At 71.7% G+C, this 24,819-nt stretch carries 22 protein-coding genes and 1 pseudogene; 14 read left to right on the forward strand and 9 right to left on the reverse strand.

Features of this window, described 5'->3' with window-relative positions; translation table 11 throughout:
- The first annotated feature begins 15 nt into the window (after positions 1–15).
- The 5 genes from CTJ15_RS05590 to CTJ15_RS05610 all read left to right on the forward strand — a co-directional run bounded on the left by CTJ15_RS05590 (position 16) and on the right by CTJ15_RS05610 (position 7,647).
- Positions 16–903: a glycine--tRNA ligase subunit alpha gene (locus tag CTJ15_RS05590; protein ID WP_099781302.1), complete on the forward strand. Its 888-nt coding sequence runs from the start codon at positions 16–18 to the stop codon at positions 901–903.
- A 54-nt stretch (positions 904–957) separates the two neighbouring features.
- A complete protein-coding gene (gene glyS / locus CTJ15_RS05595) occupies positions 958–3,144 on the forward strand; it encodes a glycine--tRNA ligase subunit beta (protein ID WP_099781303.1) in 2,187 nt (728 codons plus the stop codon).
- A gap of 15 nt (positions 3,145–3,159) precedes the next feature.
- Positions 3,160–5,832 (forward strand): pyruvate, phosphate dikinase, encoded by a 2,673-nt coding sequence (gene ppdK / locus CTJ15_RS05600; protein WP_019461534.1) that lies wholly within the window; start codon positions 3,160–3,162, stop codon positions 5,830–5,832.
- Between the two features lie 138 nt (positions 5,833–5,970).
- Positions 5,971–6,822 carry an SDR family oxidoreductase gene (locus CTJ15_RS05605; RefSeq protein ID WP_226946055.1) on the forward strand — a complete coding sequence of 284 codons (852 nt, stop codon included), beginning with the start codon at positions 5,971–5,973 and terminating at the stop codon, positions 6,820–6,822.
- 66 nt (positions 6,823–6,888) lie between these two features.
- Positions 6,889–7,647, forward strand: a complete 759-nt coding sequence (locus CTJ15_RS05610) for a DUF4239 domain-containing protein (RefSeq protein WP_019461532.1) — start codon at positions 6,889–6,891, stop codon at positions 7,645–7,647.
- Between the two features lie 15 nt (positions 7,648–7,662).
- Here CTJ15_RS05610 and CTJ15_RS05615 read toward each other — a convergent pair whose 3' ends face one another.
- Together CTJ15_RS05615 and CTJ15_RS05620 are read right to left on the reverse strand one after the other, a co-directional pair.
- The gene (locus tag CTJ15_RS05615) at positions 7,663–8,247 is read right to left on the reverse strand and encodes a DNA polymerase III subunit epsilon (protein ID WP_099781304.1); all 585 of its coding nucleotides are present in this window, start codon (positions 8,245–8,247) and stop codon (positions 7,663–7,665) included.
- Positions 8,248–8,325: 78 nt separating this feature from the next.
- A complete protein-coding gene (locus CTJ15_RS05620; protein WP_075822158.1) occupies positions 8,326–9,147 on the reverse strand; it encodes a folate-binding protein YgfZ in 822 nt (273 codons plus the stop codon).
- A gap of 63 nt (positions 9,148–9,210) precedes the next feature.
- Between CTJ15_RS05620 and CTJ15_RS05625 the strand changes: the two genes are divergently transcribed.
- The 6 genes from CTJ15_RS05625 (at position 9,211) to CTJ15_RS05645 (ending at position 15,004) form a co-directional block, all read left to right on the forward strand.
- On the forward strand, positions 9,211–10,161 hold the full coding sequence (locus CTJ15_RS05625; protein ID WP_099782095.1) for a glycosyltransferase family 9 protein: 951 nt from the start codon (positions 9,211–9,213) through the stop codon (positions 10,159–10,161).
- Between the two features lie 186 nt (positions 10,162–10,347).
- On the forward strand, positions 10,348–11,370 hold the full coding sequence (locus tag CTJ15_RS05630) for a glycosyltransferase (RefSeq protein WP_099781305.1): 1,023 nt from the start codon (positions 10,348–10,350) through the stop codon (positions 11,368–11,370).
- Positions 11,370–13,124: an asparagine synthase (glutamine-hydrolyzing) gene (gene asnB, locus CTJ15_RS05635; protein WP_099781306.1), complete on the forward strand. Its 1,755-nt coding sequence runs from the start codon at positions 11,370–11,372 to the stop codon at positions 13,122–13,124. Before CTJ15_RS05630 ends, asnB begins: the two co-directional genes overlap by 1 nt.
- Before the next feature lie 4 nt (positions 13,125–13,128).
- Positions 13,129–13,461: an SMR family transporter gene (locus CTJ15_RS05640; RefSeq protein WP_075823103.1), complete on the forward strand. Its 333-nt coding sequence runs from the start codon at positions 13,129–13,131 to the stop codon at positions 13,459–13,461.
- Positions 13,462–13,504: 43 nt separating this feature from the next.
- On the forward strand, positions 13,505–13,657 hold the full coding sequence (locus tag CTJ15_RS24260; RefSeq protein WP_171979150.1) for a hypothetical protein: 153 nt from the start codon (positions 13,505–13,507) through the stop codon (positions 13,655–13,657).
- Positions 13,658–13,882: 225 nt separating this feature from the next.
- The gene (locus tag CTJ15_RS05645) at positions 13,883–15,004 is read left to right on the forward strand and encodes a mechanosensitive ion channel family protein (protein ID WP_019461524.1); all 1,122 of its coding nucleotides are present in this window, start codon (positions 13,883–13,885) and stop codon (positions 15,002–15,004) included.
- Positions 15,005–15,034: 30 nt separating this feature from the next.
- On the opposite strand, the gene CTJ15_RS05650 is transcribed toward CTJ15_RS05645, so the two are convergent.
- Positions 15,035–15,175 carry a hypothetical protein gene (locus CTJ15_RS05650; RefSeq protein WP_083755615.1) on the reverse strand — a complete coding sequence of 47 codons (141 nt, stop codon included), beginning with the start codon at positions 15,173–15,175 and terminating at the stop codon, positions 15,035–15,037.
- Between the two features lie 137 nt (positions 15,176–15,312).
- Here CTJ15_RS05650 and CTJ15_RS05660 point away from each other — a divergent pair, with 137 nt between their 5' ends.
- On the forward strand, positions 15,313–16,662 hold the full coding sequence (locus tag CTJ15_RS05660; RefSeq protein ID WP_099781308.1) for a dihydroorotase: 1,350 nt from the start codon (positions 15,313–15,315) through the stop codon (positions 16,660–16,662).
- A 173-nt stretch (positions 16,663–16,835) separates the two neighbouring features.
- On the opposite strand, the pseudogene CTJ15_RS05665 reads toward CTJ15_RS05660, so the two are convergent.
- The 6 genes and pseudogenes from CTJ15_RS05665 to CTJ15_RS25105 all read right to left on the reverse strand — a co-directional run.
- Positions 16,836–17,453 (reverse strand): annotated as a pseudogene (locus tag CTJ15_RS05665) (carbonic anhydrase); the annotation flags it as partial.
- Between the two features lie 139 nt (positions 17,454–17,592).
- Positions 17,593–17,982 carry a VOC family protein gene (locus CTJ15_RS05670; protein WP_019461520.1) on the reverse strand — a complete coding sequence of 130 codons (390 nt, stop codon included), beginning with the start codon at positions 17,980–17,982 and terminating at the stop codon, positions 17,593–17,595.
- Positions 17,983–18,061: 79 nt separating this feature from the next.
- Positions 18,062–18,421, reverse strand: coding sequence for a hypothetical protein (locus CTJ15_RS05675; protein WP_075822872.1), 360 nt, complete (start codon positions 18,419–18,421; stop codon positions 18,062–18,064).
- A gap of 24 nt (positions 18,422–18,445) precedes the next feature.
- On the reverse strand, positions 18,446–19,093 hold the full coding sequence (locus CTJ15_RS05680; RefSeq protein WP_075822873.1) for a membrane integrity-associated transporter subunit PqiC: 648 nt from the start codon (positions 19,091–19,093) through the stop codon (positions 18,446–18,448).
- A 12-nt stretch (positions 19,094–19,105) separates the two neighbouring features.
- The gene (locus CTJ15_RS05685; RefSeq protein WP_226946056.1) at positions 19,106–20,836 is read right to left on the reverse strand and encodes an intermembrane transport protein PqiB; all 1,731 of its coding nucleotides are present in this window, start codon (positions 20,834–20,836) and stop codon (positions 19,106–19,108) included.
- On the reverse strand, positions 20,833–22,326 hold the full coding sequence (locus CTJ15_RS25105; RefSeq protein WP_193009639.1) for a paraquat-inducible protein A: 1,494 nt from the start codon (positions 22,324–22,326) through the stop codon (positions 20,833–20,835). Before CTJ15_RS25105 ends, CTJ15_RS05685 begins: the two co-directional genes overlap by 4 nt.
- A 372-nt stretch (positions 22,327–22,698) precedes the next feature.
- On the opposite strand from CTJ15_RS25105, the gene CTJ15_RS05695 reads away from it, so the two are divergent.
- Both CTJ15_RS05695 and CTJ15_RS05700 read left to right on the forward strand, forming a co-directional pair.
- Positions 22,699–23,385: a tetratricopeptide repeat protein gene (locus CTJ15_RS05695; RefSeq protein ID WP_019461515.1), complete on the forward strand. Its 687-nt coding sequence runs from the start codon at positions 22,699–22,701 to the stop codon at positions 23,383–23,385.
- Between the two features lie 5 nt (positions 23,386–23,390).
- A complete protein-coding gene (locus tag CTJ15_RS05700; RefSeq protein ID WP_099781310.1) occupies positions 23,391–24,728 on the forward strand; it encodes a PQQ-binding-like beta-propeller repeat protein in 1,338 nt (445 codons plus the stop codon).
- Positions 24,729–24,819 lie beyond the last annotated feature (91 nt).

The raw sequence follows: 24,819 nt of genomic DNA on the forward strand, positions 1-24,819 counted from the left end.
TATGGTGCGCGCGCCATGTCCGCCAAGCCGCCTTCCTTCCAAGAACTGATCCTGCGCCTCCATGCCTATTGGAGCCGCCAGGGTTGCGTCATCCTCCAGCCCTACGACATGTCCGTGGGCGCCGGGACCTTCCACCCCGCGACGACGCTGCGCGCCCTGGGCGCCACGCCGTGGAAGGCCGCCTATGTGCAGCCTTCCCGCCGCCCCTCCGACGGGCGCTATGGCGAGAACCCGAACCGGCTGCAGCACTACTACCAGTACCAGGTCATCATGAAGCCGAGCCCGCAGAACGCGCAGGAACTCCTGCTCGATTCCTACCGCGAGATCGGCCTCGACCCGCTGAAGCACGATTTCCGCTTCGTGGAGGATGACTGGGAAAGCCCGACGCTGGGTGCCTGGGGCCTGGGCTGGGAGGTCTGGTGCGACGGGATGGAGGTCGGCCAGTTCACCTATTTCCAGCAGGTGGGCGGCATCCCGGTGGTGCATCCGAGCTTCGAGATGACCTACGGGCTGGAGCGGCTCGCCATGTACGTGCAGGACATCGAGAACGTGTACGAGCTGGATTTCAACGGCCAGGGCGTGAAGTACGGCGACGTCTTCCTGCGGGCGGAGCGGGAGTTCAGCGCCTACAACTTCGAGTTCGCCGACGTGCCGAGGCTGTTCCAGCACTTCGCCGATGCCGAGGCCGAGTGCAATGCGCTGGCCGACCGGGGCCTCGCTTTGCCGGCCTATGACCAGTGCATCGCCGCCAGCCACCTGTTCAACCTGCTCGATGCGCGCGGCGCGATCAGCGTGACGGAGCGCGCCGCCTATATCGGCCGCGTCCGCGCCCTGGCGAAGCGGTGCTGCGATGGCTGGGTCGCCGGGGAGGCCGCGTTGGAAGCCCCGAAGACGGCGGCCTGACCGCCGCGCCGCCCCACGCCCCTCGCAAGCACCGACCGAGAAGCCGCCCCTACGATGCCCGAACTCCTGCTCGAACTCTTTTCCGAGGAAATCCCGGCGCGCATGCAGGCGCGTGCGGCGGAAGACCTCGCCCGCCTTCTCACCGAGGCGCTGAAGCCCGCCGGCCTCGTGCCGCAGAACCTCCGCACCTTCCACGGCCCGCGCCGCATCGCCCTGGCGGCGGAGCTGCCGGAGGCGACGACGCCGGTGGCGGAGGAGCGGCGCGGGCCGCGCGCCGATGCCACCGGCCCGGCGCTGGAGGGCTTCCTGCGCTCCACCGGCCTGACGCGGGAGCAGCTGGAGGAGCGGGAAGGGAAGGGCGGCACCTATCTCTACGCGGTGATCCGCCGCAACGGCCGCGCGACGGGCGACGTGGTGGCCGAGGCGATGCCGCCGCTGCTGCGCCGCTTCCCCTGGCCCAAGTCGATGCGCTGGGGCGGCACCTCCACCTTCACCTGGGTGCGGCCGCTGAAGCGCATCCTCTGCACCTTCGGGGGGCGGGTCGTGGCCTTCGACCTGCGCCAGGGCGAGGATGACGGGCACGGCCTCGCCGCCTCGGACCTCACCGAGGGCCATCGGCTGATGGCCCCGGGCGTCTTCGCCGTGCATTCCCTGGCGGAATGGGAAAGCGGCCTTCGCGCCCGCAAGGTGATCCCCGGCGCGCCGGAGCGCGAGGCGATGATCGAGCGCGAGGTCGCCCGCCTCGCCGCCGCCGAGGGGCTGGAGGTGGTGCAGGACCGCGGATTGCTGGCCGAGGTGGCGGGGCTGGTGGAATGGCCGGTGCCGCTGCTGGGCGGCATCGACGACGCCTTCATGGACCTGCCGCCCGAGGTGATGCGCACCACCATGCGGGTGAACCAGCGCTACTTCGCGCTTCGCCACCCGGACGGGCGGGCGGCGAACCGCTTCGCCCTGGTCGCCAATATCGAGGCGGTGGATGGCGGCCGGGCCATCGTGGCGGGCAACGAGCGCGTGTTGCGCGCCCGTCTCTCGGATGCCCGCTTCTTCTGGGATGGCGACCGGCAGCAGCGGCTGGAAAGCCGGCTGCCGAAGCTGGCCCATGTTGTCTTCCACGCAAAGCTCGGCACCCAGGGCCAGCGGGTGGAGCGGCTGGAGCGGCTGGCCCGCTTCCTTGCCCCGCTGGTCGGCGCCGACCCGGAAAAGGCGGCGCGGGCCGGCCGGCTGGCCAAGGCCGACCTCGCCTCCGGCATGGTGGGCGAGTTCCCGGAGCTGCAGGGGCTGATGGGCCGCTACTACGCCCTGCATGACGGCGAGGCGCCGGAGGTGGCCGAGGCGATCGGCGCGCATTACCGCCCGCTCGGCCCCGGCGACGAGGTGCCGCGCGAGCCCACCGCCATCGCCGTGGCGCTGGCGGACAAGATCGACCAGCTGGTCGGCTTCTTCGCGGCGGATGAGCGCCCGACCGGCTCGGGCGACCCCTATGCGCTGCGCCGCGCCGCGCTGGGCGTGATCCGCATCATCCGCGAGAACGGGCTGCGCCTGCCGCTGGCCGATGTGATCGCCGAGGCCTTCTTCGGCTATCCCGCCGCCCAGGGCCTGACGGCGGACCCGGAATTCGGCATGGCGGTGGCGGCCGAGAAGATGAATGCCGGCTTCCAGCCCCCCGCCGGCTCCGCGCAGCCGCCGATGGTGGCGGCCTTCGCCGCCGGGCTGCTGGACTTCCTGGCCGAGCGCCTGCGCGTGCAGCTCCGGGCCGAGGGGGCGCGGCACGACATCCTGGCCGCCGCCTTCGGCGCCCGGGGGGAGGCGGGGGGTGGTGAGGACGATCTCGTCCGCCTGCTCGCCCGGGCCGATGCGCTGCGGGATTTCCTCTCGACTCCGGAAGGGGCGGACCTCCTCGCCGCCTATCGCCGGGCGGCAAACATCCTCCGAATCGAGGAGAAGAAGAGCGGAGAAATTCCCGCAAGGGTTGATCCCTCCCTGCTGGCCCTGGCGGAAGAGGTCACGTTGTGGGAAGTTCTGAATGATATTGATGTTGCGGTGCGGGAAGCGCTTGACGCGGAACGGTTTTCGACAGCCATGACTGTTTTTGCGACGCTGCGGGGTCCCGTGGACGCATTTTTCGAGAAGGTCGTGGTGAATGACGCCGATCCGGCGCTGCGCTACAACCGCCTCGGCCTGCTCAAGACGCTCCGTGGCGCGATGGATCGCGTCGCGGAGTTCCAACGCGTTGAAGGCTGAAGAGGGACGAGCCTGATGACCAAGTGGGTGTACGGTTTCGGTGCCGGCCGGAACGACGGCAAGGCCGACATGCGCAACCTCCTCGGCGGCAAGGGTGCGAACCTGGCGGAGATGGCCTCGATCGGCCTTCCCGTTCCACCGGGCTTCACCATCACCACCGAGGTCTGCACCTACTACTACGACAACGGGAAGCAGTACCCGAAGGAGCTGACCGACCAGGTGAACGAGGCCCTGGCGCGGATCGAGAACGCGGTGGGGATGAAGTTCGGCGACGCCGCCAACCCGCTGCTGGTCTCGGTGCGCTCCGGTGCCCGCGTCTCCATGCCGGGCATGATGGACACGGTGCTGAACCTGGGCCTGAACGACGAGACGGTGGTGGGCCTGGCCAGGCGCTCGGGCGACGACCGCTTCGCCTGGGACAGCTACCGCCGCTTCATCCAGATGTACGGCTCGGTGGTGCTGGGCGTGGACCATCACCGCTTCGAGGAGATCATCGAGGAGGCGAAGCACGCCTCCGGCGCGGTGGAGGACACCGAGCTTTCCGCCGCCGACTGGCAGAAGGTCGTAGCCGGCTACAAGGAGATGGTGGCCGAGGCGACCGGCAAGCCCTTTCCGCTGGACCCGCAGGAGCAGCTCTGGGGTGCCGTGGGCGCCGTCTTCGGCTCCTGGATGAACCCGCGCGCCAACACCTATCGCCGCCTGCACGACATCCCGGCGAGCTGGGGCACGGCGGTCAATGTCCAGGCCATGGTCTTCGGCAACATGGGCAGTGACTGCGCCACGGGTGTCTGCTTCACCCGCGACCCCTCGACCGGCGAGAACATCTTCTACGGCGAGTACCTGATCAACGCGCAGGGCGAGGACGTGGTGGCGGGCATCCGCACGCCGCAGCCCATGTCCAAGGCCCGCGCCAAGCCCGGCGAGACCTCCATGGAGGAGGCGATGCCGGAAGCCTATGCCGAGCTCTGCAAGGTGCGTGAGACGCTGGAGCGTCACTACACGGACATGCAGGACATCGAGTTCACCGTGCAGAGCAACAAGCTCTACATGCTGCAGACCCGCAACGGGAAGCGCACCGCCGCCGCCTCGCTGAAGGTCGCGGTGGACATGGCCGAGGAAGGGCTGATCGACCATCCGGAGGCGGTGAAGCGCGTCGCCCCGGGCTCGCTCGACCAGCTGCTGCACCCGACGCTGGACCCCAAGGCCAGCCGCAAGGTGCTGACCAAGGGCCTGCCGGCCTCTCCGGGTGCCGCCTGCGGGGTGGTGGTCTTCTCCGCGGAGGAGGCCGAGGCGCGCGCCAACAAGGGCGAGAGCGTCATCCTGGTCCGCATCGAGACCAGCCCCGAGGATATCGCCGGCATGCATGCCGCCAAGGGCATCCTCACCACCCGCGGCGGCATGACCAGCCACGCGGCCGTGGTGGCGCGCGGCATGGGCCGGCCCTGCGTGGCCGGTGCCGGTGGCGTCGTGGTGGACTATGCGGCGGGCACGCTCTCGGCCGGTGGCCAGGTTGTCCATGCCGGCGAGACCATCACCCTCGACGGCGCGACCGGCGAGGTCTTCGCCGGCGCCGTGGCGATGATCGAGCCGCAGCTTTCCGGCGACTTCGCCACGCTGATGGGCTGGGCCGACGCGGTGCGCCGCCTGAAGGTGCGCGCCAATGCGGAGACCCCGCTGGACGCCGACACCGCCCGCAAGTTCGGGGCCGAGGGCATCGGCCTCTGCCGCACGGAGCACATGTTCTTCGACGCGGACCGCATCGGATCGGTCCGCCAGATGATCATGTCCGAGACGGAGAGCGGCCGCCGCGACGCGCTGGCCAAGCTGCTGCCCTTCCAGCGCAGCGACTTCGTCGAGCTGTTCCGGATCATGGCCGGCCTGCCGGTGACGATCCGCCTGCTCGACCCGCCGCTGCACGAGTTCCTGCCGCACAAGGAGGAGGAGCTGGCCGAGGTGGCGGAGAGCCTGGGCACGGACCTCGCCACCATGAAGCGGCGCGCGGCGGATCTGGCGGAGGCGAACCCCATGCTCGGCCATCGAGGCTGCCGCCTGGGCGTGACCTATCCCGAGATCTACGAGATGCAGGCCCGCGCCATCTTCGAGGCCGCCATCCAGGTGGCCAAGGAGACAGGCAGCGCGCCGGTCCCGGAGATCATGATCCCGCTGGTCGGCATGAAGAAGGAGCTGGAGATCACCCGCGCCCAGGTGGACAAGGTGGCGCAGGAGGTCTTCGCCGAGACGGGCACCACGCTCGACTACTCGGTCGGCACCATGATCGAGCTGCCGCGCGCGGCGTTGACGGCGGACAAGATCGCGGAGGTCGCGGACTTCTTCTCCTTCGGCACCAACGACCTGACACAGACGACCTTCGGCCTGTCGCGCGACGACGTGGGCAAGTTCCTGCCCTACTACGTGGAGAAGGACATCCTGCCGAGGGACCCCTTCGTCTCCATCGACGTGGAGGGCGTGGGCGCGCTGGTGGAGATCGCCACGGAGAAGGGCCGCAAGGTCAAGAACGGCCTCAAGCTCGGCATCTGCGGCGAGCATGGCGGCGATCCGGCCTCCATCCAGTTCTGCGAGAAGGTCGGGCTCGATTACGTCTCCTGCTCCCCCTATCGCGTGCCGGTGGCGCGCCTGGCGGCAGCGCAGGCGGCGCTGGCCGGCGCGGGGGGCGACCGCACGGCCTGACACCGCCCGCACGGCGGAAGCATCTGGACGGCGGGGCCCCGGCCCCGCCGTTTTTCGTCATGGGCCAGCCGGAAGCCTTGCGGCGCCAGGACCGTTCCTACGGCACCCCCCAATGGAGTGCCGGACATGTACGAAGAGATGCAGAAGGTTCCGCCGCAGAAGCAGGACCGGCAGCCTGGCCTGGAATCGGAAATGACGCCGAAACCTGCCGCCGAGATGCGGCACTGGAAGGGCTCGGGCAAGCTCGCGGGCCGGAAGGCGATCGTGACCGGTGGCGATTCCGGCATCGGCCGGGCCGTGGCCATCGGCTTCGCCAAGGAAGGCGCCGATGTCTTCATCCTCTACAAGGACGAGCATGAGGACGCCGCCGAGACGAAACGGCTGGTGGAGGCGGAGGGCCGGCGCTGCGACACCGTCGCGGGCGACGTGGGCGACCCGGGTTTCGCCCGCTCGGCGGTGGAGAAGGCGGCGGCCTTCCTCGGCGGCATCGACATCCTGGTGAACAACGCGGGCGAGCAGCACGAGAACAAGGATTTCGCGACCATCGAGGAGGCGCAGGTGGAGCGGACCTTCCGCACCAACATCCTGGGTTACATGTGGATGGCGAAATACGTGCTGCCGCATCTGAAGGAAGGCAGCACCATCGTGAACACCACCTCGGTCACCGCCTATCGCGGCAGCCCGCACCTGGTGGACTATTCGGCGACCAAGGGCGCCATCCTGGCCTTCACCCGCTCCCTGGCTGCGCAGCTCGCGGAAAGGAAGATCCGTGTGAACGGCGTGGCGCCCGGGCCGATCTGGACGCCGCTGATCCCCGCCTCCTTCTCGCCGGAGGAGGTGGAGAAGCATGGCGGCAGCACGCCGCTGGAGCGCCGGGGCCAGCCGGACGAATGCGCCCCCGCCTATATCTTCCTCGCCTCCGATGCCGACAGTTCCTACATCACCGGGCAGGTGATCCATCCCAATGGCGGGGAGCCGGTGAACGGCTGACGGAACAGCCCCTGGACAAGCCTTCCGCCCTTCCGCAACATTGCGGAAGAGAAAGGAACAGCCGCGATGCTCGTGGCCGTCTTCACGGCAATCATTTCGGCAAGTGTCCTCGCCGGCGGAACGGTGGGCCTCTTCCTGTACCTGTATCTTCCGGCGCGCCACGTCACCAAGGAAACGCGGGACGTGGTGCATCTGGCGACTGGCATGCTGTCGGTCCTCGCGGCGCTGGTGCTCGGATTGCTGATCGCGACGGCCAAGGACAGCCTTTCCTCGGCGGACCGCTCGGTCCGCGACTTCTCGGCGGTCCTGGTCCAGGCGGAGCAGGGCCTGCGCGTCTATGGCACGGAAGCAGCGCCGGCCCGCGACCTTCTGCGGCGCTATACCCGTGCGGCCATTTCCCAGCGATGGACGCAGGACGACCGGGACATCCTCGAAGTCGCCGCTCCGATCGGCGCGACGCTGGAGCAGCTTCGGCTGACAGTCCTTTCGCTACGGCCGGCGAACGACGTCCAGCACTGGTTGCAGGGGCAGGTGCTGGCCCAGAGCGACAAGCTGCTGTCGCTGCGGTGGCAGATGCTGGAGCAGCAGGACCTGCCTTTCCAGCCGGTCTTCGTCCTGCTGCTGACCTCCTGGCTGTTCTTCATCTTCGCGGGGTTCGGCTTCATGGCGCCCCGAAACGCCGCCGTCTATGCCGCCTTCGTCGTCTGTGCGGTGGCGGTGGGCGGCGCGATGTTCCTGATCATGGAAATGGAGACGCCCTTCACGGGGGTCGTCCAGGTATCCCGGCAACCCCTGACCATCGCACTGGCCCATATGGAGCGCTGAGCCCGCCGGCAACCATCACCCAGGCGGCGGCAGGCGCAGCAGATGGGCCAGCAACCGGCCGTAGCCCCGCGCATCGTCCAGGGCGCAGTGGGTATGCGCCGTCTCCCCCAGCCATTCCGCCGGGTAGTGCTCCACCCGGCAGCGTTCCGGTGGCCAGTGCAGCCGGCCGGCCGCGAAGGCGTGCAGGCAGAGCGGCACGTCCCGGAAGAGCGGGTCCACCGCGCGCGGCACAGGCACGAGGCGCGTTCCGGTGAAGCGTTGCAGGTAGAGGTCCATCCAGGGCCCATCCACCGCCAGCGGATGCGCGGCGAAGACCGGATCGCCCGGCAGGTCCCGCACCCAGGCCACGAAGCGGGCCATGACGGCCTCCGGCGGCTGCGGGTCCCGCGTCGCGGCGGCCCAGGCCTCGGGCTCTCCGGCGAACCAGGCCAGCGTGCCAGGATCGGGTTCCGCGCCGGGGAAGGGGGCAAGCACGGCCTCGAAGGCCGAGACCTCGCGCCCATCCGCCGTCACCGCGACGGCGCCGACCGAGAGCAGCGAATTGCGGCCCGGGGTGGGGCCGTCGAATTCCGTATCCGTCACCACATAGACCAGCGTCACCGCGAATCCCTTTTCCCGGAGGGCCGCATCCTGCGCCGGAGCGGCAGCACTTGTCTTGTGCGCCGCATCATGAAGGTGTCAGGCGGTCTTTTCCGGCAGGTGCATCCAGGCGGGCAGGCGGGGCGTCAGGCTGGCTCCGCCGCAGCGCAGGGGGGCGCCGGCGGTGATCGCCTCCAGCCGCAGCAGGGCCATGCCCTGGCTGCCCAGGCCGGAGCGCATGGTGCCGACCTCGGCCTCGCCCCGGAAGACGAGCGTGCCGGGGGCGGGCAGCGCGCCCTCCACCGTCACGGGAACGAGGCGCCGCTTGACCAGGCCACGATAGCGGGTGCGGGCGGTCAGTTCCTGGCCCATGTAGCAGCCCTTGGTCCAGGAGACGCCGTGCAGCTCGTCGAAGCCGGCTTCCAGCAGCACGGACTTCTCCGCCTCCATGTCCTCCGACCCGGCAGGCAGGCCGAGTTCCAGCCGGTGCAGCGCATAGGCGGAGGCATCCATGGCGCCGTGCATCGGCTTGTCCAGCAGGGCGCGCCAGCCGGCATCCGGCAGGCGCGGATCGGCGAAGACGATCCCGTGCTCCGGCGCCGGGCTGCTCCAGCCGGCATGGACGGCGAATTCCGCCGAGGCATCCCGCAGCGCCACCTTGGAGCGCAGGCGGAAGCGGGAGAGCTTCGCGACCAGCATCTCCGCCTGGGCGCGCTCGCAGTCGAGCAGGAAGCAGTCCGGCTGGGCCAGCACGAAGAAATCGGCCAGCCACTTTCCCTGGGGGGTCAGCAGCGCGGCCCAGGCGGCCTGGCCGGGGGCCAGGGCGGCGACGTCGTTGGAGATGAGGCCCTGGAGATAGGCGACCCGGTCCTCGCCCGAGATCTCCACCACGCCACGGTCCGGCAGATAAGCGATCGGCATGGGGCAGAGTTGGCGCGGAGAGAGCGTTGCTGCAACCGGGAACATGCTATGAGGCGCCCGACCATGCGCATCCTCTTCGTCACCTCCACCCGCATCGGGGATGCGGTCCTGTCCACCGGGCTGCTGGACCACCTGCTGCGCGCCTATCCCGAGGCACGCTTCACCATTGCCTGCGGGCCGGTGGCGGAGGGGGTCTTCGCCCGCATGCCGCGGCGCGACGAGACCATCGTGCTCGCCAAGCGCAGCCTTTCGCTGCACTGGCTGGAGCTGTGGCGGCGCGTGGCGGGGCGGCGCTGGGACCTGGTGGTGGACCTGCGCGGCTCGGCCCTGGCCTGGACCCTGCGCGCCGGCACCCGCGCGGTGATGCGCGGCGGCCGCCGGCCGGGGCACCGGCTGGGTCATATCGCCGAGACGCTGGACCTGGACCCGCCGCCCATGCCGGTGGCCTGGACGGCACCGGAGGACGAGGCGCGGGCCGCCGCGCTTCTGGGGGCGGGCCCCGGTGCGATAGCCGGTCAGGTTCCCATTCTGGCCCCCATTCTGGCCTTGGGGCCGACCGCCAACTGGTCGGGCAAGATCTGGCCCTGGGAGCGCTTCGAGGCGCTGGCCCGCAGGCTGACGGCGCCGGATGGGCTGCTGCCGGGCGCCCGGATCGTCGTGCTGGGTGGGCCGGGGGAAACCGAGCGGGCCATCGCCGCGCCGCTGCTGGAGGCCCTGCGCAACCATCCCGGCGGCGTCACCGACCTGCTGGGGCAGCTTTCCCTGCCGGAAGCGGCGGCGGTGCTGCGCCGCGCCGCGCTCTTCGTCGGCAATGATTCCGGGCTGATGCACCTCTCCGCCGCCGCCGGCACGCCGACGCTCGGCCTGTTCGGCCCGACGCCAGCGGACGAGTACGCGCCCGCCGGCCGTGCCGCCCGGGCGGTGATCGCGGCGGATGGCCGCATGGAGGGGCTCTCCGTCGCGCAGGTGGCCGAGGCTGCCGGGCGGCTCCTGCCCGCGCGGCTGGCGGCGTGACGGCGGCTCTGTCCCGGAGGCCGCGCGAGTGGCGGGGCGAGTGCCCCTTGCCCCTCCACACGTGCCTGTGCCACCACCCCCGCATGCCGACAGTCCTTGCCGCGCCTTGCCGCATCCCGTCCCGGTCCACCGGCCTGTCGAGTCCGGGCGCCTGGTGAGGGGAACGCGGTGAGGGTCGCGCAGGTCATGGCCGGCGCCGTCCAGGGCGGCGCCGAGACTTTCTACGAGCGGCTTTGCCTCGGCCTGCACGACAGCGGCGAGGAAGTCCTGCCGGTGATCCGGCGCGAGCCGGCGCGCGAGGCGCGGCTGCGGGAAGGGGGCCTCACTCCCGTCACCCTGGGCTTCGGCGGGCCGCTCGACCTGCTGACCGGGGCCCGCCTGCGCGCGGCGCTGGGGCGCTTCCGCCCCGCCGTGACGGTGGCCTGGATGAACCGCGCGGCGCGCTTCACGCCAAAGGGGGAATGGACCTTGGTGGGGCGGCTGGGCGGCTACTACGACCTGCGGCACTACCGGCGCTGCGACCATCTGGTGGCCAATACGCGCGACCTCGTCGCCTGGATCACCGCGCAGGGCTGGGCGCCCGGGCGCGTGCACCACCTGCCGAATTTCGTGCCCGACATGGCCGGCGCCGCATCCGCCACGCTGCCCGCGCCACCGGGGAAGCGGCGGCTGCTCGCCATGGGCCGGCTGCACCGGAACAAGGGATTCGACGTGCTGCTGCGAGCCCTGGCGGAACTGCCGGAGGCGCATCTCTCCCTGGCCGGCGAAGGGCCGGAGCGTCCCGCGTTGGAGGGGCTGGCGTGCGAGCTGGGGCTGGGCGAGCGCGTGTCGTTCCTGGGCTGGCGCACCGATACCGGGGCGCTGCTGGCCGGGGCGGAGGTCTTCGTCTGCCCGTCCCGGCACGAGCCGCTGGGCAATGTGGTGCTGGAGGCCTTCTCGGCCTCGCGCCCCGTCGTGGCCGCGGCGGCGCAGGGGCCCAGCGAGGTGATCCGCGACGGCGGGACCGGGCTGCTGGTGCCGCTGGAGGAACCCGCGCCACTGGCCGCCGCGATCCGCCGCGTGCTGGACGACCCGGCCCTGTCGGGGCGCCTCGCCGAGGCCGGGCGGCGGGATTTCGAGGCCGAGCACGCGGCGGCGCCGGTCCTGGCGCGCTGGAGTGGCTTCCTGCGCGCCGTGGCGCCGACGGCCGCCGGTGGGGAGGTGGGCTGATGTGTGGCATCGCGGGCCTCGCCCTCCGTCCTGGCCAGGCACCGGATTCCCGGGTGCTGGAGGCGCTGACCCGCGCCCTGGCGCATCGCGGGCCGGACGGGCAGGGGCATCACGTCGTGGGCTCCGTGGCGCTCGCGCACACGCGGCTGGCGATCATCGACCTGGAGACCGGCGACCAGCCGCTCTTCGCCGGGCCGGCGGCGCTGGTCGGCAATGGCGAGATCTACAACAACCCGGAGCTGCGGGCCGCCAACGCCTTCTCCTGTGCCACCGGCAGCGACTGCGAGCCGCCGCTGCACCTGTGGCGGCAGGAGGGCATCCGCTTCGCCGACGGGCTGCGCGGCATGTGGGCGCTGGCCATCCATGACCGCGCGGCGCGGCGGGTGGTGCTGTCGCGCGATCCCTTCGGCATCAAGCCGCTCTACATCGCCGAGGTGGCGGGCGGCATCGCCTTCGCCTCCGAGCCGCAGGCCCTGGTCGCGGCCGGGCTGGTGGCGCCGAAGGTCCGGGCCGAGAGCCGGGACGAGCTGATGCAGCTCCAGTTCACCACCGGCCAGGAGACGATCTTCGAGGGCATCCGGCGGGTGCTGCCGGGAGAGACCCTGGCCATCTCCGACGGCGCCGTGGTGGAGCGCCACCGGCAGGCGGCCCTGCCGGAAGGCGGGCCGGAGGAGACCGGCGAGGCCGAGGCGATCACCCGCTTCGGCCGGGCCTTTGCCGAGGCGGTGGAGTTCCACCAGCGCGCCGACGTGCCCTACGGCATGTTCCTGTCCGGCGGCACGGACAGCGCGGCGGTGCTGCACGCCATGTCGCGGCTGAACGAGAGGCCGGTGCTGGCCTTCACCGCCGGCTTCGACACGGGCGACAAGGACGAGCGCGAGCAGGCCGCCGCCGTCGCCAGGGCCGCCGGGGCGCGGCATGTGCGGCTGGAGGTCAGCGAGGTCGAGGTCTGGCGCCACCTGCCCGAGATCGTCGGCGCCATGGACGACCCGGCGGCCGACTATGCCATCGTGCCCACCTGGTTCCTCGCCCGCCGGGCAAGGGAGGAGGTGAAGGTCGTGCTGTCCGGCGAGGGCGGCGACGAGATCCTGGCCGGCTATGGCCGCCACCGCTCCGCCATGCGCCCCTGGTGGCTGGGCGGCAAGGCGATGCGCGCCCATGGCACCTTCGACCGGCTCGACGTGCTGCGCGACCCGCCGCGGCTGTGGCGGGACGGGTTCGAGGCCGCCGAGACCGCCGCCGCGACGCCGGGCCGCACCCGGCTGATGGCCGCCCAGGCGCTGGACATCGCCGACTGGCTGCCCAACGACCTGTTGCTGAAGCTGGACCGCTGCCTGATGGCGCATGGGGTGGAGGGGCGCGTGCCCTTCCTGGACCGCGCTGTGACGGAGGCCTGCTGGCGCCTGCCGGACGGGCTGAAGGTGCGGCGGGAGACCGGCAAGTGGCTGCTGCGGCAATGGCTGGCGCAGAACTTCCCGGCCTCGCAGCCCTTCGCGAAGAAGAAGGGCTTCACCGTTCCGATGGGGGCCTGGATCGCCTCCGCCGCCGACCGCCTGGCACCGCTGGTGGCGGCGCAGCCCGGGGTGGCGGAGATCGCGCGGCCGGAGCGCATCCTGCCGCTGTTCCGCGCGGCGGGCAGCAAGCGCGAGGGCTTCGCCGCCTGGCACCTGCTCTTCTACGCGCTGTGGCACGCGCGGCATGTCGAGCGGCGGGCCATGCAGGGGGATGTCTTCGAAGCGCTGGCGGCCCGCTGACGCCATGCGCCCCTATCTCTTCCTGCTGGTGGCGATCTGCGGCGAGGTCGCTGGCACGCTGTCGCTGAAGGCCTCGGACGGCTTCACCCGCCTCTGGCCCTCGGTCTTCACCATGCTCTGCTATGTCCTGACCTTCTACATGCTCTCGCTGGCCATCCGGACCATTCCGGTGGGCGTGGCCTATGCCATCTGGTCAGGCCTCGGCATCGTCATGATCTCGGTACTGAGCCTCGCCCTGTTCCGCCAGCACCTGGACCTGCCGGCGATCCTCGGCATGGCGCTGATCCTCGCGGGCGTGCTGGTCATCAACCTCCTCTCCCGCTCCGCCGGTCATTGAGGGCCGGGGGCAACCACGCGGAGGCCATGACACGGGCCTTCGGTTGCATTCCTTCGGCGACCTGAACATCCAGCCCGGCAGCGCCATCGGCAACGATCCCGATGACACGGCCAGTTCCATCGTGATCGGGACAAACGGCGTGATCGTGGTGAACGACATGCCGCAGCTGCCAGCGAGCGACTTCCTTTTCGCCTGAGATCCCGTGCCGGTGGCGGAGGGGGCTCCCCTCCGCTTCCCATGGCCGCGCAACCTTCCGCTCACCGCCGTGTTCGCTGCCCAGGGCGTGATGGCCGGCCGGAGCATTTCCACGGGTATTCCCGCCTCAGGCATTCCCGTTTCCGGCCGGCGTGGCGGGGAAGCGCGATCCATCGGCAGCGGCGGCAAGGGGGCCGAAGGCTTGGCGGACAGCCTCAGGAATACATTGGACCGGGTCCGGGGCTTCCTGACCTGGCTTCCAGCGGAAGTCTTTGCCGCGCTGTTGCTGCTTCTGGCGGCGGGTCTCGCGCTGGCGCTCACCCGTTTCTGCCTTCGCCTGCTCTACCGCTTGGCGGGGCGCTACGGGCAAAGCTTCCTGCAGGTGCTGGTGACGCGCAGCCAGGGGCCGCTCTGCACCTTTCTGGTCATCATGGCCGTCGGCACGGTGCTGCCGGCGGCACCCTTCCCTTATGCCACCACGCTGACGCTTGCGCAGGTGCTTCTCTGCGCCTTCATCCTGGCGCTGGGATGGATGCTGGTCACCGCGCTCAACCTGGGGGCCGAGGTCTATCTGCGCCGCTTCCGCCTGGACGTGGAGGACAACCTCCTCGCCCGCAAGCATGTCACGCAGGTCCGCATCCTGCTCCGCACCGGGCAGACGCTGCTGGTGATCGTCACCGTGGCCGCGGCCCTCACCAGCATCCCCGCCGTGCGGCAGTATGGCGTGTCGCTCTTCGCCTCGGCGGGTGCCGCGGGCCTGGTGCTCGGCCTCGCGGCGCGGCCGCTGCTGAGCAACATGTTGGCGGGTATCCAGATCGCCATGACGCAGCCGATCCGCGTCGAGGACGCGGTGGTGCTGGAAGGCGAATGGGGCTGGATCGAGAACATCACCAGCACCTATGTCGTGGTCCGGCTCTGGGACCTGCGGCGGCTGATCGTGCCGCTCTCCTATTTCATCGAGAAGCCGTTCCAGAACTGGACGCATGAGAGTTCCGACCTGATCGGCTCTGTCTTCCTGCGCGTGGACTACACCGTGCCGCTGGACCGGATGCGCGAGAAACTGAAGGAGATCGCTTCCGCCAGCCGCTTCTGGGACCGCAAGACCTGCGTGCTGCAGGTGACGGACACGCCGGGCAACATGGTGGAGGTCCGCATCCTGGTCAGCGCTCGGGGCGGCGGCAACACTTTCGATCTGCGCTGCGAGGTGCGGGAGAAGATGATCGCCTTCCTGCAGGCCGAATACCCGGAGGCCCTGCCGCGCCAGCGCACGGAGATCACCGGCAACAGCCTGGACGGGCTGCTGGAGCAGCGGCGCGGCACGGAGGAGAAGGTGCGCCGCGCCGCCTGAGGGAAAGGGCCGGTAAAGCCCCGGCTTCCGTCACCGTAGAGGGATGGGCAGCTTCACGCAGCGGCTGCCATAGGACTGCACCCAGCCATGCTTCGTGACCGCATGGCCCGACATGTATTCGGCGAAGTGCTCCACCATGTCGTTGCGCTCGAACTCGCCGTGCACGGGCATGTCGATCCTGGCTCCTCGCCGCCGCCCCTCCCGGCCGGCGGCAAGCGGTGCGATAAGGCCAGCCGCATATTCCCCGCGGGTTCCCGTCCGGGCGCCCGTCCCAGCACCGTCCTCCCCCCGTGAAGGAGATCCCCCCGATGGCAGCCTATGACCTGATCCTGCGCGGCGGCACCTGTGTCCTGCCCTGGGGCGAGGAGAAGGCCGATGTCGGCGTGCGCGACGGGCGGATCGCCGCGCTGGGCGACCTGCGGACCGACACGGCGGAGGAGGTGGTGGACTGCGCCGGGCTGCATGTCCTTCCCGGGCTGATCGACCCGCATGTGCATCTGCGCGATCCGGGCCAGGGCGCCGGGCCGGACATGACGGTGGAAAGCATCGAGACCGGCACCCGTGCCGCCATCCTGGGCGGCATCACCGCACTCTTCGACATGCCGAACACGAATCCCGCCATCACGACGCGGGAGGCGCTGGACAACAAGCGCGCCTACCTCGCCGGCCGTGCCTGGTGCGACATGGGCCTCTATGTCGGCGCCACCAGGACCAACATCGCCGGGCTCGCCGAGCTGGAACTCCAGCCCAATGTCTGCGGCATCAAGGTCTTCGCTGGTTCCTCGACGGGCGACCTGATGGTGGAGGACGATGCCAGCCTGGAGGCGGTGATGCGCTCCGGCCGCCGCCGCATCGCCTATCATTCGGAGGACGAGTACCGGCTGCAGGCGCGCAAGCCGCTCTATGCCGCCGGCGGCCCGCATGCCCTGCATGCCGAGTGGCGCGATGTGGAATGCGCCTTCCTCGGCACGCGGCGGCTGATGGCGCTGGCGCACAAGACGCGGCGCCCCGCGCATATCCTGCACGTCTCCACGGCCGAGGAGCTGGACTACCTCAAGGACTACCGCGACGTCGCGACCGCCGAGGTGCTGGTGAACCACCTGACCCAGGTGGCGCCGGAGGCCTATGAGCGGCTGGGCGCCTATGCGGTGATGAACCCGCCGATCCGCGACGCGCGCCACATGGAGGCCGCCTGGGCCGCCGTGCGCGACGGCACGGTGGACTGCATCGGCTCTGACCACGCGCCGCATTCCCGCGCCGCCAAGGAGCGTCCCTGGCCGGCCACCGCCGCCGGGCTGACCGGCGTGCAGACGCTGGTGCCGGTGATGCTGAACCACGTGGCCGAGGGGCGCCTGTCCCTGGCCCGGCTGGTGGACCTGATGAGCGCCGGGCCGGCCCGGGTCTATGGCGTGACCGCCAAGGGACGGCTCGCCGCCGGCTATGACGCCGACTTCACCATCGTGGACCTGAAGCGCCGCCGCAGCATCGAGGAGAGCTGGATCGCCTCGCCCTGCGGCTGGACGCCCTTCGCCGGGATGGAATGCACCGGCTGGCCGGTGATGACCGTGATCCGAGGCGCCCCCGTGATGCGCGAGGACGAGGTGATCGGCGCCCCGCGCGGCGAGCCGGTGCGCTTCGCCGAGACCCGCGGCGGCTGAAGCCGGGGCCGGGCCTCCGCGCGGAGGCCCGGCCCCGCCTGCCTCAGATCTCCTCGAACCACTCCACATCGCCATCGGCGAGGCGGTAATAGGCCGCCACCACCCGCAGCCGGCCCTTGGGCCACGGCCTGCTGCACCACCACGCTCTGCATCTTCAGGCGCTTCGCGACGCGGCGCGCGTTCTCGTGGACCGCGGCATTCAGCGTCATCTCGCCCTTCTCGTCGCGCGCCGCCAGCACGGCGGGGATGATGGGCTGCACCATCTCGCCGATCACGCCGGGGAAGCTGGCGTTCTTCCGCACCACGTCGATCGCGGCGGAGACGGCGCCGCAGCTCTCGTGGCCGAGCACGACCACGAGCGGGCAGCCCAGCACGCCGACGCCGTACTCGACGCTGCCCATGGCCGCCGTGTCCACGGTGTTGCCGGCGTTGCGCACGATGAAGATCTCGCCCAGCCCGCGGTTGAACAGCAGTTCCGGCGGCACGCGGCTGTCGGAGCAGCCGACCAGGATGCAGAACGGCGCCTGGCCATGCGCCAGCTCCAGCCGCCGCTCGCGGCCCAGCAGGCCGCGATGGGGCAGGCCGGCGACGAAATCGTCGTTGCCCTTCTTCATCGTCTCCAGCGCCTGGTCGGCGGTGAGGCTGGTCTTGGGCACTGCCTCCGCCGCCATGGCACGCCGGGTGGGTGCGGTCATGGGCAGCGCCGCCAGCGCGCCGAGACCGGCGAGCATGGCCCGGCGGCCGGGCTGGAAGTGGCGGCCCGGTTCGCAGCAGGAGCAGGTTGGCGGCATGTATGGCCCCTCCAGAATTTCTCGGATGGGCCGGAAACAGGCGGGAAGGCCCCGGCACGAATCCGGCCGGCGCCCGGATAGCACGCGCAGGTTGTATTACGCCATTGAAATGGTATCTGCCCTGGATGCCGGGCGGGAATCAGGCCGCCGCACGCTCCAGCAGCTCGATCCGCAGCTTCTCCGGCCCTTCCAGGAAGGCAATCTTCAGCCCCGGGCGCGGCGAATGCGGCTCCACCACGAAGCGGGCACCCCTGGCCCGCAGCGCGGCGGCGGTGGCCTCCAGGTCCTTCACCCGCAGGCCGAGGTGCTCCAGCCCGAGGAAGGGGGGCTCCGGCGGCGCGGCGGTGGTGGGCGGGACCTGCTCGATGAAGAGCGGCAGCCCGGCGAGGTCGAGCATCACGCGGAGCGCGCCGTTGCCCTGTGCCGCCCGCCCGGTTTCGGTGGCGCCGAACATCTCGCGGAAGTAGCGCGCCGTGGCCTCGGGGTCAGGGCTGCGCAGGTGCAGGTGGTCCCAGGTAAAATCCGTCATGGTCTGTTCCTCGTGATTTCCGGCATTGGAACCCGGGACGGCGGCCGTGGCCAGGGGAGGGGCCGCAAAAGGACCGCTTTCAGAGGCTCTGCAACGGCCAGGGTTCGGGTGGCTGGGCCGGAACGGGCGGCGCGTCGCCCAGCGGGCGCTGCGGCGGCATGCCGGGCGGCGGGCCGTTCCAGCAATCCACCGAGCCCAGGGAGCGCGTGCAGACCGCCTCCACCGGCGGCAGCGGATCGCGCCGGCAATAGCGTTTCTCCCCCGCGTCCAGATGGGCGATCGAGCAGTCCTTGCCCGTGACGGCCGAGACGAAGAGGTCCGGCACAGCCCGTCCGGTCGTGGTCAGCGACGCCACGTTGGCCGCGGCGAAGGGCCCCCAGAAGGCATCGCAGCCGGCCAGGGGAAGGATCAGCATGGGGAGCAGCAGGAGCGGGCGCACGCCGCCATCCTGCCCCGGCGGGAATTAACGGGCGGTGGATGCCACCACCGGCATGGCGGCGATCATGCCGGCCAGCGCATCCGCGAGCTGGCCCAGAGCCTGGTCCATCGCGGCCACCACGCCGGCCGCATCCGGCCCCTTTGCCCCGGACCCCGGCGCGGCGGGCGGCACGCGGAAGCGCAGCGTCCGGCTTTCGGCGGCATCCTGGTTGCGGGGGCGCACCGCCGCCTGGGCGAGGAGCTCCACCACACCGTCCGGCCCGGCCTCGAAGCGCTGGATCTGCACCTCGGCCAGGATGTTCGCCGGGATTCGCAGCGCGCCGCCCTCCGCCGCCACCGAATCCCCCGGCAGGCGCAGCGCCAGGTCCTCGGCCAGCACGCGCGTCACCATGTCGCCGAAGGGTTCGGGCCAGCTCTCCACATCGGCCACGTCCAGGCGCCCGCCTCCCCGCGCCCGGACGAGGCCGGGGCGGTCGAGATAGCCGGGGATGCCGACGCGGCGGAGCTGCACCTGCCTTCCCCTTCCCGGCAGGGAGGGGCCGGGCTGGGCAGACAGGCGGTAATAGGCCGGGCTGGGCGAGGCGCAGCCCGCAAGCGCGGCGGTGGCCGCCATGGCGGGCAGCAGGGCGGGCAGCAGGGCGCCGAGGCGGCGGCGGGCGAGGGGCTGGGACATGCGGCGCCGCTCCTATCGCTCGGTGGCGGCGCCGGCCCGGCCGCGGATCAGCGCCTCCGGATGCCGGTTCAGGAAATCGGCCAGCAGGCGCACGGAACGGGCGGTGTCGGTGAGCTGGGACATCAGGCGCTCCATCTCGCGGTTCACCTCGGAATCGCCGCCATAGCCGCGCTCGATGGAACGGACGGCGGTGTTGGCGCGGGCCACGGTCTGGTCGAGGTTGTCGGCGATGGCGGGCAGGCGGCGCAGCAGCGGGGTCATGCCGCTGTCCGCCTTGCGGATCAGGTCGCGCGCCGAGCCCAGGCTGCTGCTGAGCGCGTTGAGCGCGTTGCGAAGCTCCGGCCCGCCCACCACCCCGTTCACCGAGGCCAGGGTGCCGTTCAGGTTCTTGCCGATCTCCTCGATCGGGAAGCGGTCGAGCTTGCCGGCGATGCTGCTGACCGCCGCCATGATGTTGTCGGTGCCGCCGCCGATGCTGGGCAGCACGATCTCCTCGCCCTCCATGCGCACGGAGGCAGGCGCCGCATCCGGCATGAAGTCCATGGAGACCAGGAGCTGTCCGGTGAGCAGGCTGCCGCTGGTGAGCTGCGCGCGAAGGCCCTTGGCCACCATCTCCTCGGCCATCGCGCGCACCTCGCGCTTCGGGCGTCCGGCGGGGAAGGAGATCCGCTCCGGCTCGATGGCGATATGGACGGGCACGCGGAAGCGGTCCTCCGCCTGGTCGTATTCCAGATTGACGTCGAGGACGCTGCCGATCCGGACGCCGCGCAGCAGCACCGGCGCGCCGGGCGAGAGGCCGCGCAGCGATCCGTCGAAATAGATCAGGAAGGTGAGGCGGTTCTCCGAGGTCGCGGCGATCGCAGCCTCCAGGTCGCTGTAGAGGGTGAAGCTCTCGTCGTCCGGCGCCGACGGCTGGTCGCGCAGTTGCGGCGGGGTGTCGAAGGCGATGCCGCCGGCGAGCAGCGCGCGGGCGCTTTCCAGCTCCACCCGCACGCCCTCCGCACCCAGGCGGAAGCTGACGCCGGAGGCGTTCCAGAAGCGCGAGCCCCTGCGCACATACTCGCTGTAAGGCGCCCGCACGAAGACGTGCAGGGTGAAGCTGCCATCGATCTCGGGTGGGTTGTAGCTGAGCACCTGCCCGACCTCGACATCGCGGAAGAAGACCGGCGAGCCCCGGTCGATCGAGCCCAGGCGCTGCGCGCGCAGGACGAAGTCGCGGCCCGGCTCGTCGGAACGGCGGCCGGGCGGGTTCTCCAGCCCGGTGAAGCGGCGCTGCTCCGCGCCCGGCTCGCCCGGGTCGAACTCGATGTAGCTGCCGGACACGATGGTCTCCAGGCCGGAGACGCTGGCGCCGCTGAAGCGCGGCCGCACCACCCAGAAGCGGCTGTGCTCGTTGATATGGCCGCCGACCATCCGGTCCATGCGGATGCGGGTCTCGACGCGCCGGAGGTCGCCGGTGAGATGGATGCTCTCCACCGTGCCGACCTGCACGGACTTGTAGCGCACCGGCGTCTGCCCGGCGGTCAGCCCGTCGGCATTGCCGAAGCTGACGGTGATCAGCGGCCCGCGGTCGGAGAAGGTGCGCCAGCCGAGATAGCCGGTGACCAGCGCCGCCACGATGGGGATCAGCCAGATCATGGAGAAGCGGCGGTGCCGGACCCGGGCCTCGCGCGCATCGTCGGGGCGCTGGCCGGGGATCGGCTCGCGCGACATGCCGTCGGCCGGGGGTTCTGTTCCGCTCATGCGGCTCCGTGCTGGCTGGCGGCCCCGGCGGGACCGGCGGAAGGGTGTCCGGCCCGCATGGGGCCATCCGGGGAAGAGGCGTCCGCACCGGCCTCGCCGCGCCAGCGGCGGGGCGCGTCGGGGTCCTGGGCCGGGGAGCCGGCGGCATCCCACATCAGGCGCGGGTCGAAGCATTCGGCCGCCACCATGGTCACCACCACGACCCCGGCGAAGCAGGCGGCGCCGACCTGGGCGGTGATCTCGGCCAGCATGCCGAAGCGCACCAGGGCGATCAGCACGCAGACCACGAAGACGTCGATCATCGACCAGCGCCCGATCGCCTCCACCACGCGGTAGAGCTGGGTGCGGCGCAGCAGGTGGCGGGCGGAGCGGCGCCGGATGCTGGTGAGCATGACCATCAGCCCGACCAGCTTGAGCATCGGCACCGCCACGCTGGCCAGGAAGACGATGAGCGCGAGGGGCCAGAAGCCCGTTTCGACGAACTCGATGACCCCGCCCAGGATAGTGTGCGGACCGCCCTGGCCCAGGGTCACGATCCGCATCACCGGATAGTAGTTGGCCGGCAGGTAGAGGATGAAGGCGGCGGCTATCAGGGCCCAGCTCCGGCTCACGCTGTCGGGCTTGCGCCGGTGCAGCCGGCTGCCGCAGCGCGGGCAGGGCGCACCGGGGCGCGCGTGGTCCAGGCGGTGGCAGCGGTGGCAGGCGATCGGAGCGGACGTGCCGGTGGCCGTTCCGGGGGCGGGCGCCGCCACGGCCTCGGCCCGGAAGGCACGGGACGGGGCGGAGGCCGCCCCAGGAACCGCCCCAGGGGCCGCCCCAGGGGCCGCCACGGCCGCGGGCTCCGGCCCGGCGTCTCCCCGTCGCAGGGCGCCGGGATCGGCGACGAGGCCGCGTTCCTCCAGCCGGTCCCAGACCACCTGCGGCTCCAGCGAAGCGTTGCGCGCCACCAGCACCAGGGACAGCGCGGCGATGCCATAGGCGGAAGGGCCGATCTCCACATGCGCGAGGTCCACCAGCCTCGTGTAGGAGACCAGGGCGCCGAACAGGAAGACCTCCACCATCATCCAGGGGTCGAGCGCCATGTACCAGCGGAACAGCCGGTGCAGCCCCGGCGGCGGCGCCCGCATGTGCAGGCCCAGGATCACGGTGGGCAGCAGCACGAGCTGCAGCCCGGGCACCACCACCAGCACCAGGAAGACCAGCCCCGACAACCCCCAGAACCCGTCCTGGGCAAAGGAGAAGACCCCCGAATCCACGAGGCTCACCCGCTCCCGCCCCAGCAGGTTCAGGCCCAGGAAGGGCATGGTGAGGATCATCGCGTAGAGGACGATGCCGGCCAGGGACAGGGCCATCGGGGCGGAGAAGGCGTTCACCCGGTGACGCCGCAGCACCCGGGCGCAGCGGGAGCAGCGGGCCTCCATCCCGGGGCCGAGGGCGGGCAGGCACAGGTGCAGCCCGCAATCCGGGCATTCGTGGAGGCGTGCGGTCATCCGCGGGCCGCGCGGTCCATGGAACCATCGGGTGCCCGCCATGCGGAGCGCGGGATGGCCCCGGCGCATGCTGTGCGGGTTGGCAGGGCCAGGGGTGGATCTTCCGGTTGCATGGGCGAGTGCCGATCCGGGTAGCCTCCTCCCCCCGGCCTGTCCAGCATCGCGGTGCCTCACCTTCCGAAGAGGTGCCGGGCCTCCGCCGGATGCGGGCCGGCGCGGGCGGCCAGGGATCGGTGCCGCCAGGGCTGCCGGTGGAGGCCGCCAGGACGGGCCGCCGGAGTGCGCGGAGGGCGGCCGGAAGAATGGCCGGAGGAAGGGCGCGTCGGGCCGGGCGTGGAGGCCGGGCTTAACGGGCGGGGGGATGGAGGGTATATGGACCGCCGCCTTTGCCTGGGGGACGGGACCGCCTTGTCCGATATCTTCGACGAACTTCAGGAGGAAGTGCGCGCCGAGCGCATGCGCCGCCTTGCCCTGCGCTGGGGCAGCGCCCTGGGAGTCGTGGCCCTGGTGGCGGCGCTGGGGGCCGGCGGCTGGCAGGGCTGGCGCTGGTACCAGTCGCGCCAGTCCGAGCAGGCCGCCGCGCTGTTCCTGGAGACCAGCCGTGCCGCCGAGCAGCCGGGCGCCGATCCCGCCGCCCTCGGCGACCGCTTCGCCCAGATCGCCTCCGCGGCGCCCGACGGATACCGCACCCTGGCACGGCTGCGGGCCGCCGCGCTGAAGGCCGAGGCCGGGGACCGTGCCGCCGCCCTGGCGCTCTGGGACGCCGTGGCGCAGGACCCGAAGGCCGGGGAGGTCTATCGCGAGCTTGCCTCGCTGATGTGGGTGATGCACGGCCTCGACTCCGAGGACCCGGGCGCCCTGGCCAGCCGGGTCGCGCCGCTGTCCGGCGCCACGAAGCCCTGGCGCTACTCGGCGCAGGAAATGCAGGGGCTGGTGGCGCTGCGTCAGGGGCAGAAGGACGAGGCGCGCAAGACCCTCCAGGCGCTGGCCGCGGACGAGACGGCGCCGCAGGGCCTGCGCGACCGCGCGGCACGGCTGGCGGCCGGACTAGAGGGATGACACGCATGACGATCACGCGGCGCGCCGCCCTGCTCGCGGCGACCGGCATGCTGGCCGGCTGCGACACGCTGGACGACATCTTCGCCAGCCGGAAGGACATCCTGCCGGGCGAGCGGCGTTCGGTGCTGGAGATGGAGAAGCCCGTCTCGGTGGACGAAGGCCTGGCCGCGCGGCCGGTGGACCTGCCGCCCCCGGCGCCCATCGCCGACTGGCCGCAGGCCGGCGGGACGCTGGACCATTCCCCCGGCCATGCCGCGCTGCGGCTGGAGGGGCTGCGGCAGGCCTGGAGCGGCTCGGTCGGCACCGGCACGGCCTATCGCCGCCGCATGACGACCGGGCCCATCGCCTCGGCCGACACGGTCTTCGCCTCCGATGCCTATGGCGTGGTCTCGGCCTGGGACCTGGCGCGGGGCGGGCGCCGCTGGCGCTTCGACACCCGGCCGGAGGATGACGATGTCGGCGCGCTGGGCGTCGGCTGCGCCTTTGACGGCGGCACGCTCTACATCGCCACCGGCATGGCCGAGGTGATCGCCCTGGACGCGGGCAACGGCACGCTGCGCTGGCGCACGCGCCTGTCGGCGCCGATGCGCGGCGCCCCCACCGTGGCGGAAGGGCGGATCTTCGTCCTCACGCTGGACAACCAGCTGAACGCGCTCTCGGCCGAGGACGGGCACAAGCTCTGGTCCTTCCAGGGGCAGCAGGTGAGCGCCGTGCCGCTCGGCCTCGCCGCCCCGGCGGTGGAGGGCGACACGCTGGTGGCCGGCTTCCCGTCGGGCGAGTTGGTCGCCCTGCGCACCGCCGATGGCCGCGTGGTCTGGACCGAGGCGCTCTCGGCGGCGCCGGGGGTGGACCGCGGCATCGCCGACATCGCGGGGGTGCATGCCCTGCCGGTGATCTCGGACGGGCGGGTGATCGCGCTGGGCATGGGCGGCACCACCATGGTGGTGGACCTCCGCTCCGGCCGGCGGCTCTGGGAGCGCAATGTCGGCGGCGGCGTGACTCCTGCCGTGGCGGGAGACTGGATCTTCCTCGTTTCCGCCACCCAGCGTCTGGTCGCCATGACCCGCGACACCGGACAGGTCCGCTGGATCACCGAGCTGAACCCGCCTGCCCCGGCGGGCAGGAAGGCGCCGGAACCCGCGCGCTTCGCGGCGCCGCTGCTGGCCAACGGGCAGATCCTGGTGCCGGGCAGCGGTGGCGAGGCGCTGATCGTGGGCGTCAATGACGGCGCCATCGCCGGGCGCCTGTCCCTGCCGGGCCCCGTCACCCTGGCCCCGGCCACGGCCGGGGGCGCCGTGCTGGTGCTCAGCGACGACGGCACGCTGGCGGCGCTGCGCGGCTGAGGGCGCCGCGGCCCCCGACGCGGCGTGCCGCCCGGGAGGGTGCGGCCGGGGACCGGCGCGACAGGCGGCCGGGCGCGCCGAAGCGGCGCGC

The sequence above is a fragment of the Roseomonas sp. FDAARGOS_362 genome (assembly GCF_002754815.1).
GTDB classification, from domain to species: domain Bacteria; phylum Pseudomonadota; class Alphaproteobacteria; order Acetobacterales; family Acetobacteraceae; genus Roseomonas; species Roseomonas mucosa.

Excerpts from the sequence above, each read along its gene's own strand:
- CTJ15_RS05640 (WP_075823103.1), top strand. The coding sequence starts at position 13,129 with ATGCGCCCCTATCTCTTCCTGCTGGTGGCGATCTGCGGCGAGGTCGCT.
- CTJ15_RS05620 (WP_075822158.1), bottom strand. The coding sequence starts at position 9,147 with ATGCCGATCGCTTATCTGCCGGACCGTGGCGTGGTGGAGATCTCGGGC.
- CTJ15_RS05630 (WP_099781305.1), top strand. The coding sequence starts at position 10,348 with ATGGCCGGCGCCGTCCAGGGCGGCGCCGAGACTTTCTACGAGCGGCTT.
- CTJ15_RS05625 (WP_099782095.1), top strand. The coding sequence starts at position 9,211 with ATGCGCATCCTCTTCGTCACCTCCACCCGCATCGGGGATGCGGTCCTG.
- asnB (WP_099781306.1), top strand. The coding sequence starts at position 11,370 with ATGTGTGGCATCGCGGGCCTCGCCCTCCGTCCTGGCCAGGCACCGGAT.
- CTJ15_RS05670 (WP_019461520.1), bottom strand. The coding sequence starts at position 17,982 with ATGACGGATTTTACCTGGGACCACCTGCACCTGCGCAGCCCTGACCCC.
- CTJ15_RS05700 (WP_099781310.1), top strand. The coding sequence starts at position 23,391 with ATGACGATCACGCGGCGCGCCGCCCTGCTCGCGGCGACCGGCATGCTG.
- CTJ15_RS05680 (WP_075822873.1), bottom strand. The coding sequence starts at position 19,093 with ATGTCCCAGCCCCTCGCCCGCCGCCGCCTCGGCGCCCTGCTGCCCGCC.
- CTJ15_RS25105 (WP_193009639.1), bottom strand. The coding sequence starts at position 22,326 with ATGACCGCACGCCTCCACGAATGCCCGGATTGCGGGCTGCACCTGTGC.
- CTJ15_RS05685 (WP_226946056.1), bottom strand. The coding sequence starts at position 20,836 with ATGAGCGGAACAGAACCCCCGGCCGACGGCATGTCGCGCGAGCCGATC.
- glyS (WP_099781303.1), top strand. The coding sequence starts at position 958 with ATGCCCGAACTCCTGCTCGAACTCTTTTCCGAGGAAATCCCGGCGCGC.
- CTJ15_RS05660 (WP_099781308.1), top strand. The coding sequence starts at position 15,313 with ATGGCAGCCTATGACCTGATCCTGCGCGGCGGCACCTGTGTCCTGCCC.
- CTJ15_RS05650 (WP_083755615.1), bottom strand. The coding sequence starts at position 15,175 with ATGCCCGTGCACGGCGAGTTCGAGCGCAACGACATGGTGGAGCACTTC.
- CTJ15_RS05590 (WP_099781302.1), top strand. The coding sequence starts at position 16 with ATGTCCGCCAAGCCGCCTTCCTTCCAAGAACTGATCCTGCGCCTCCAT.
- CTJ15_RS05605 (WP_226946055.1), top strand. The coding sequence starts at position 5,971 with ATGCAGAAGGTTCCGCCGCAGAAGCAGGACCGGCAGCCTGGCCTGGAA.
- ppdK (WP_019461534.1), top strand. The coding sequence starts at position 3,160 with ATGACCAAGTGGGTGTACGGTTTCGGTGCCGGCCGGAACGACGGCAAG.
- CTJ15_RS05695 (WP_019461515.1), top strand. The coding sequence starts at position 22,699 with ATGGACCGCCGCCTTTGCCTGGGGGACGGGACCGCCTTGTCCGATATC.
- CTJ15_RS05610 (WP_019461532.1), top strand. The coding sequence starts at position 6,889 with ATGCTCGTGGCCGTCTTCACGGCAATCATTTCGGCAAGTGTCCTCGCC.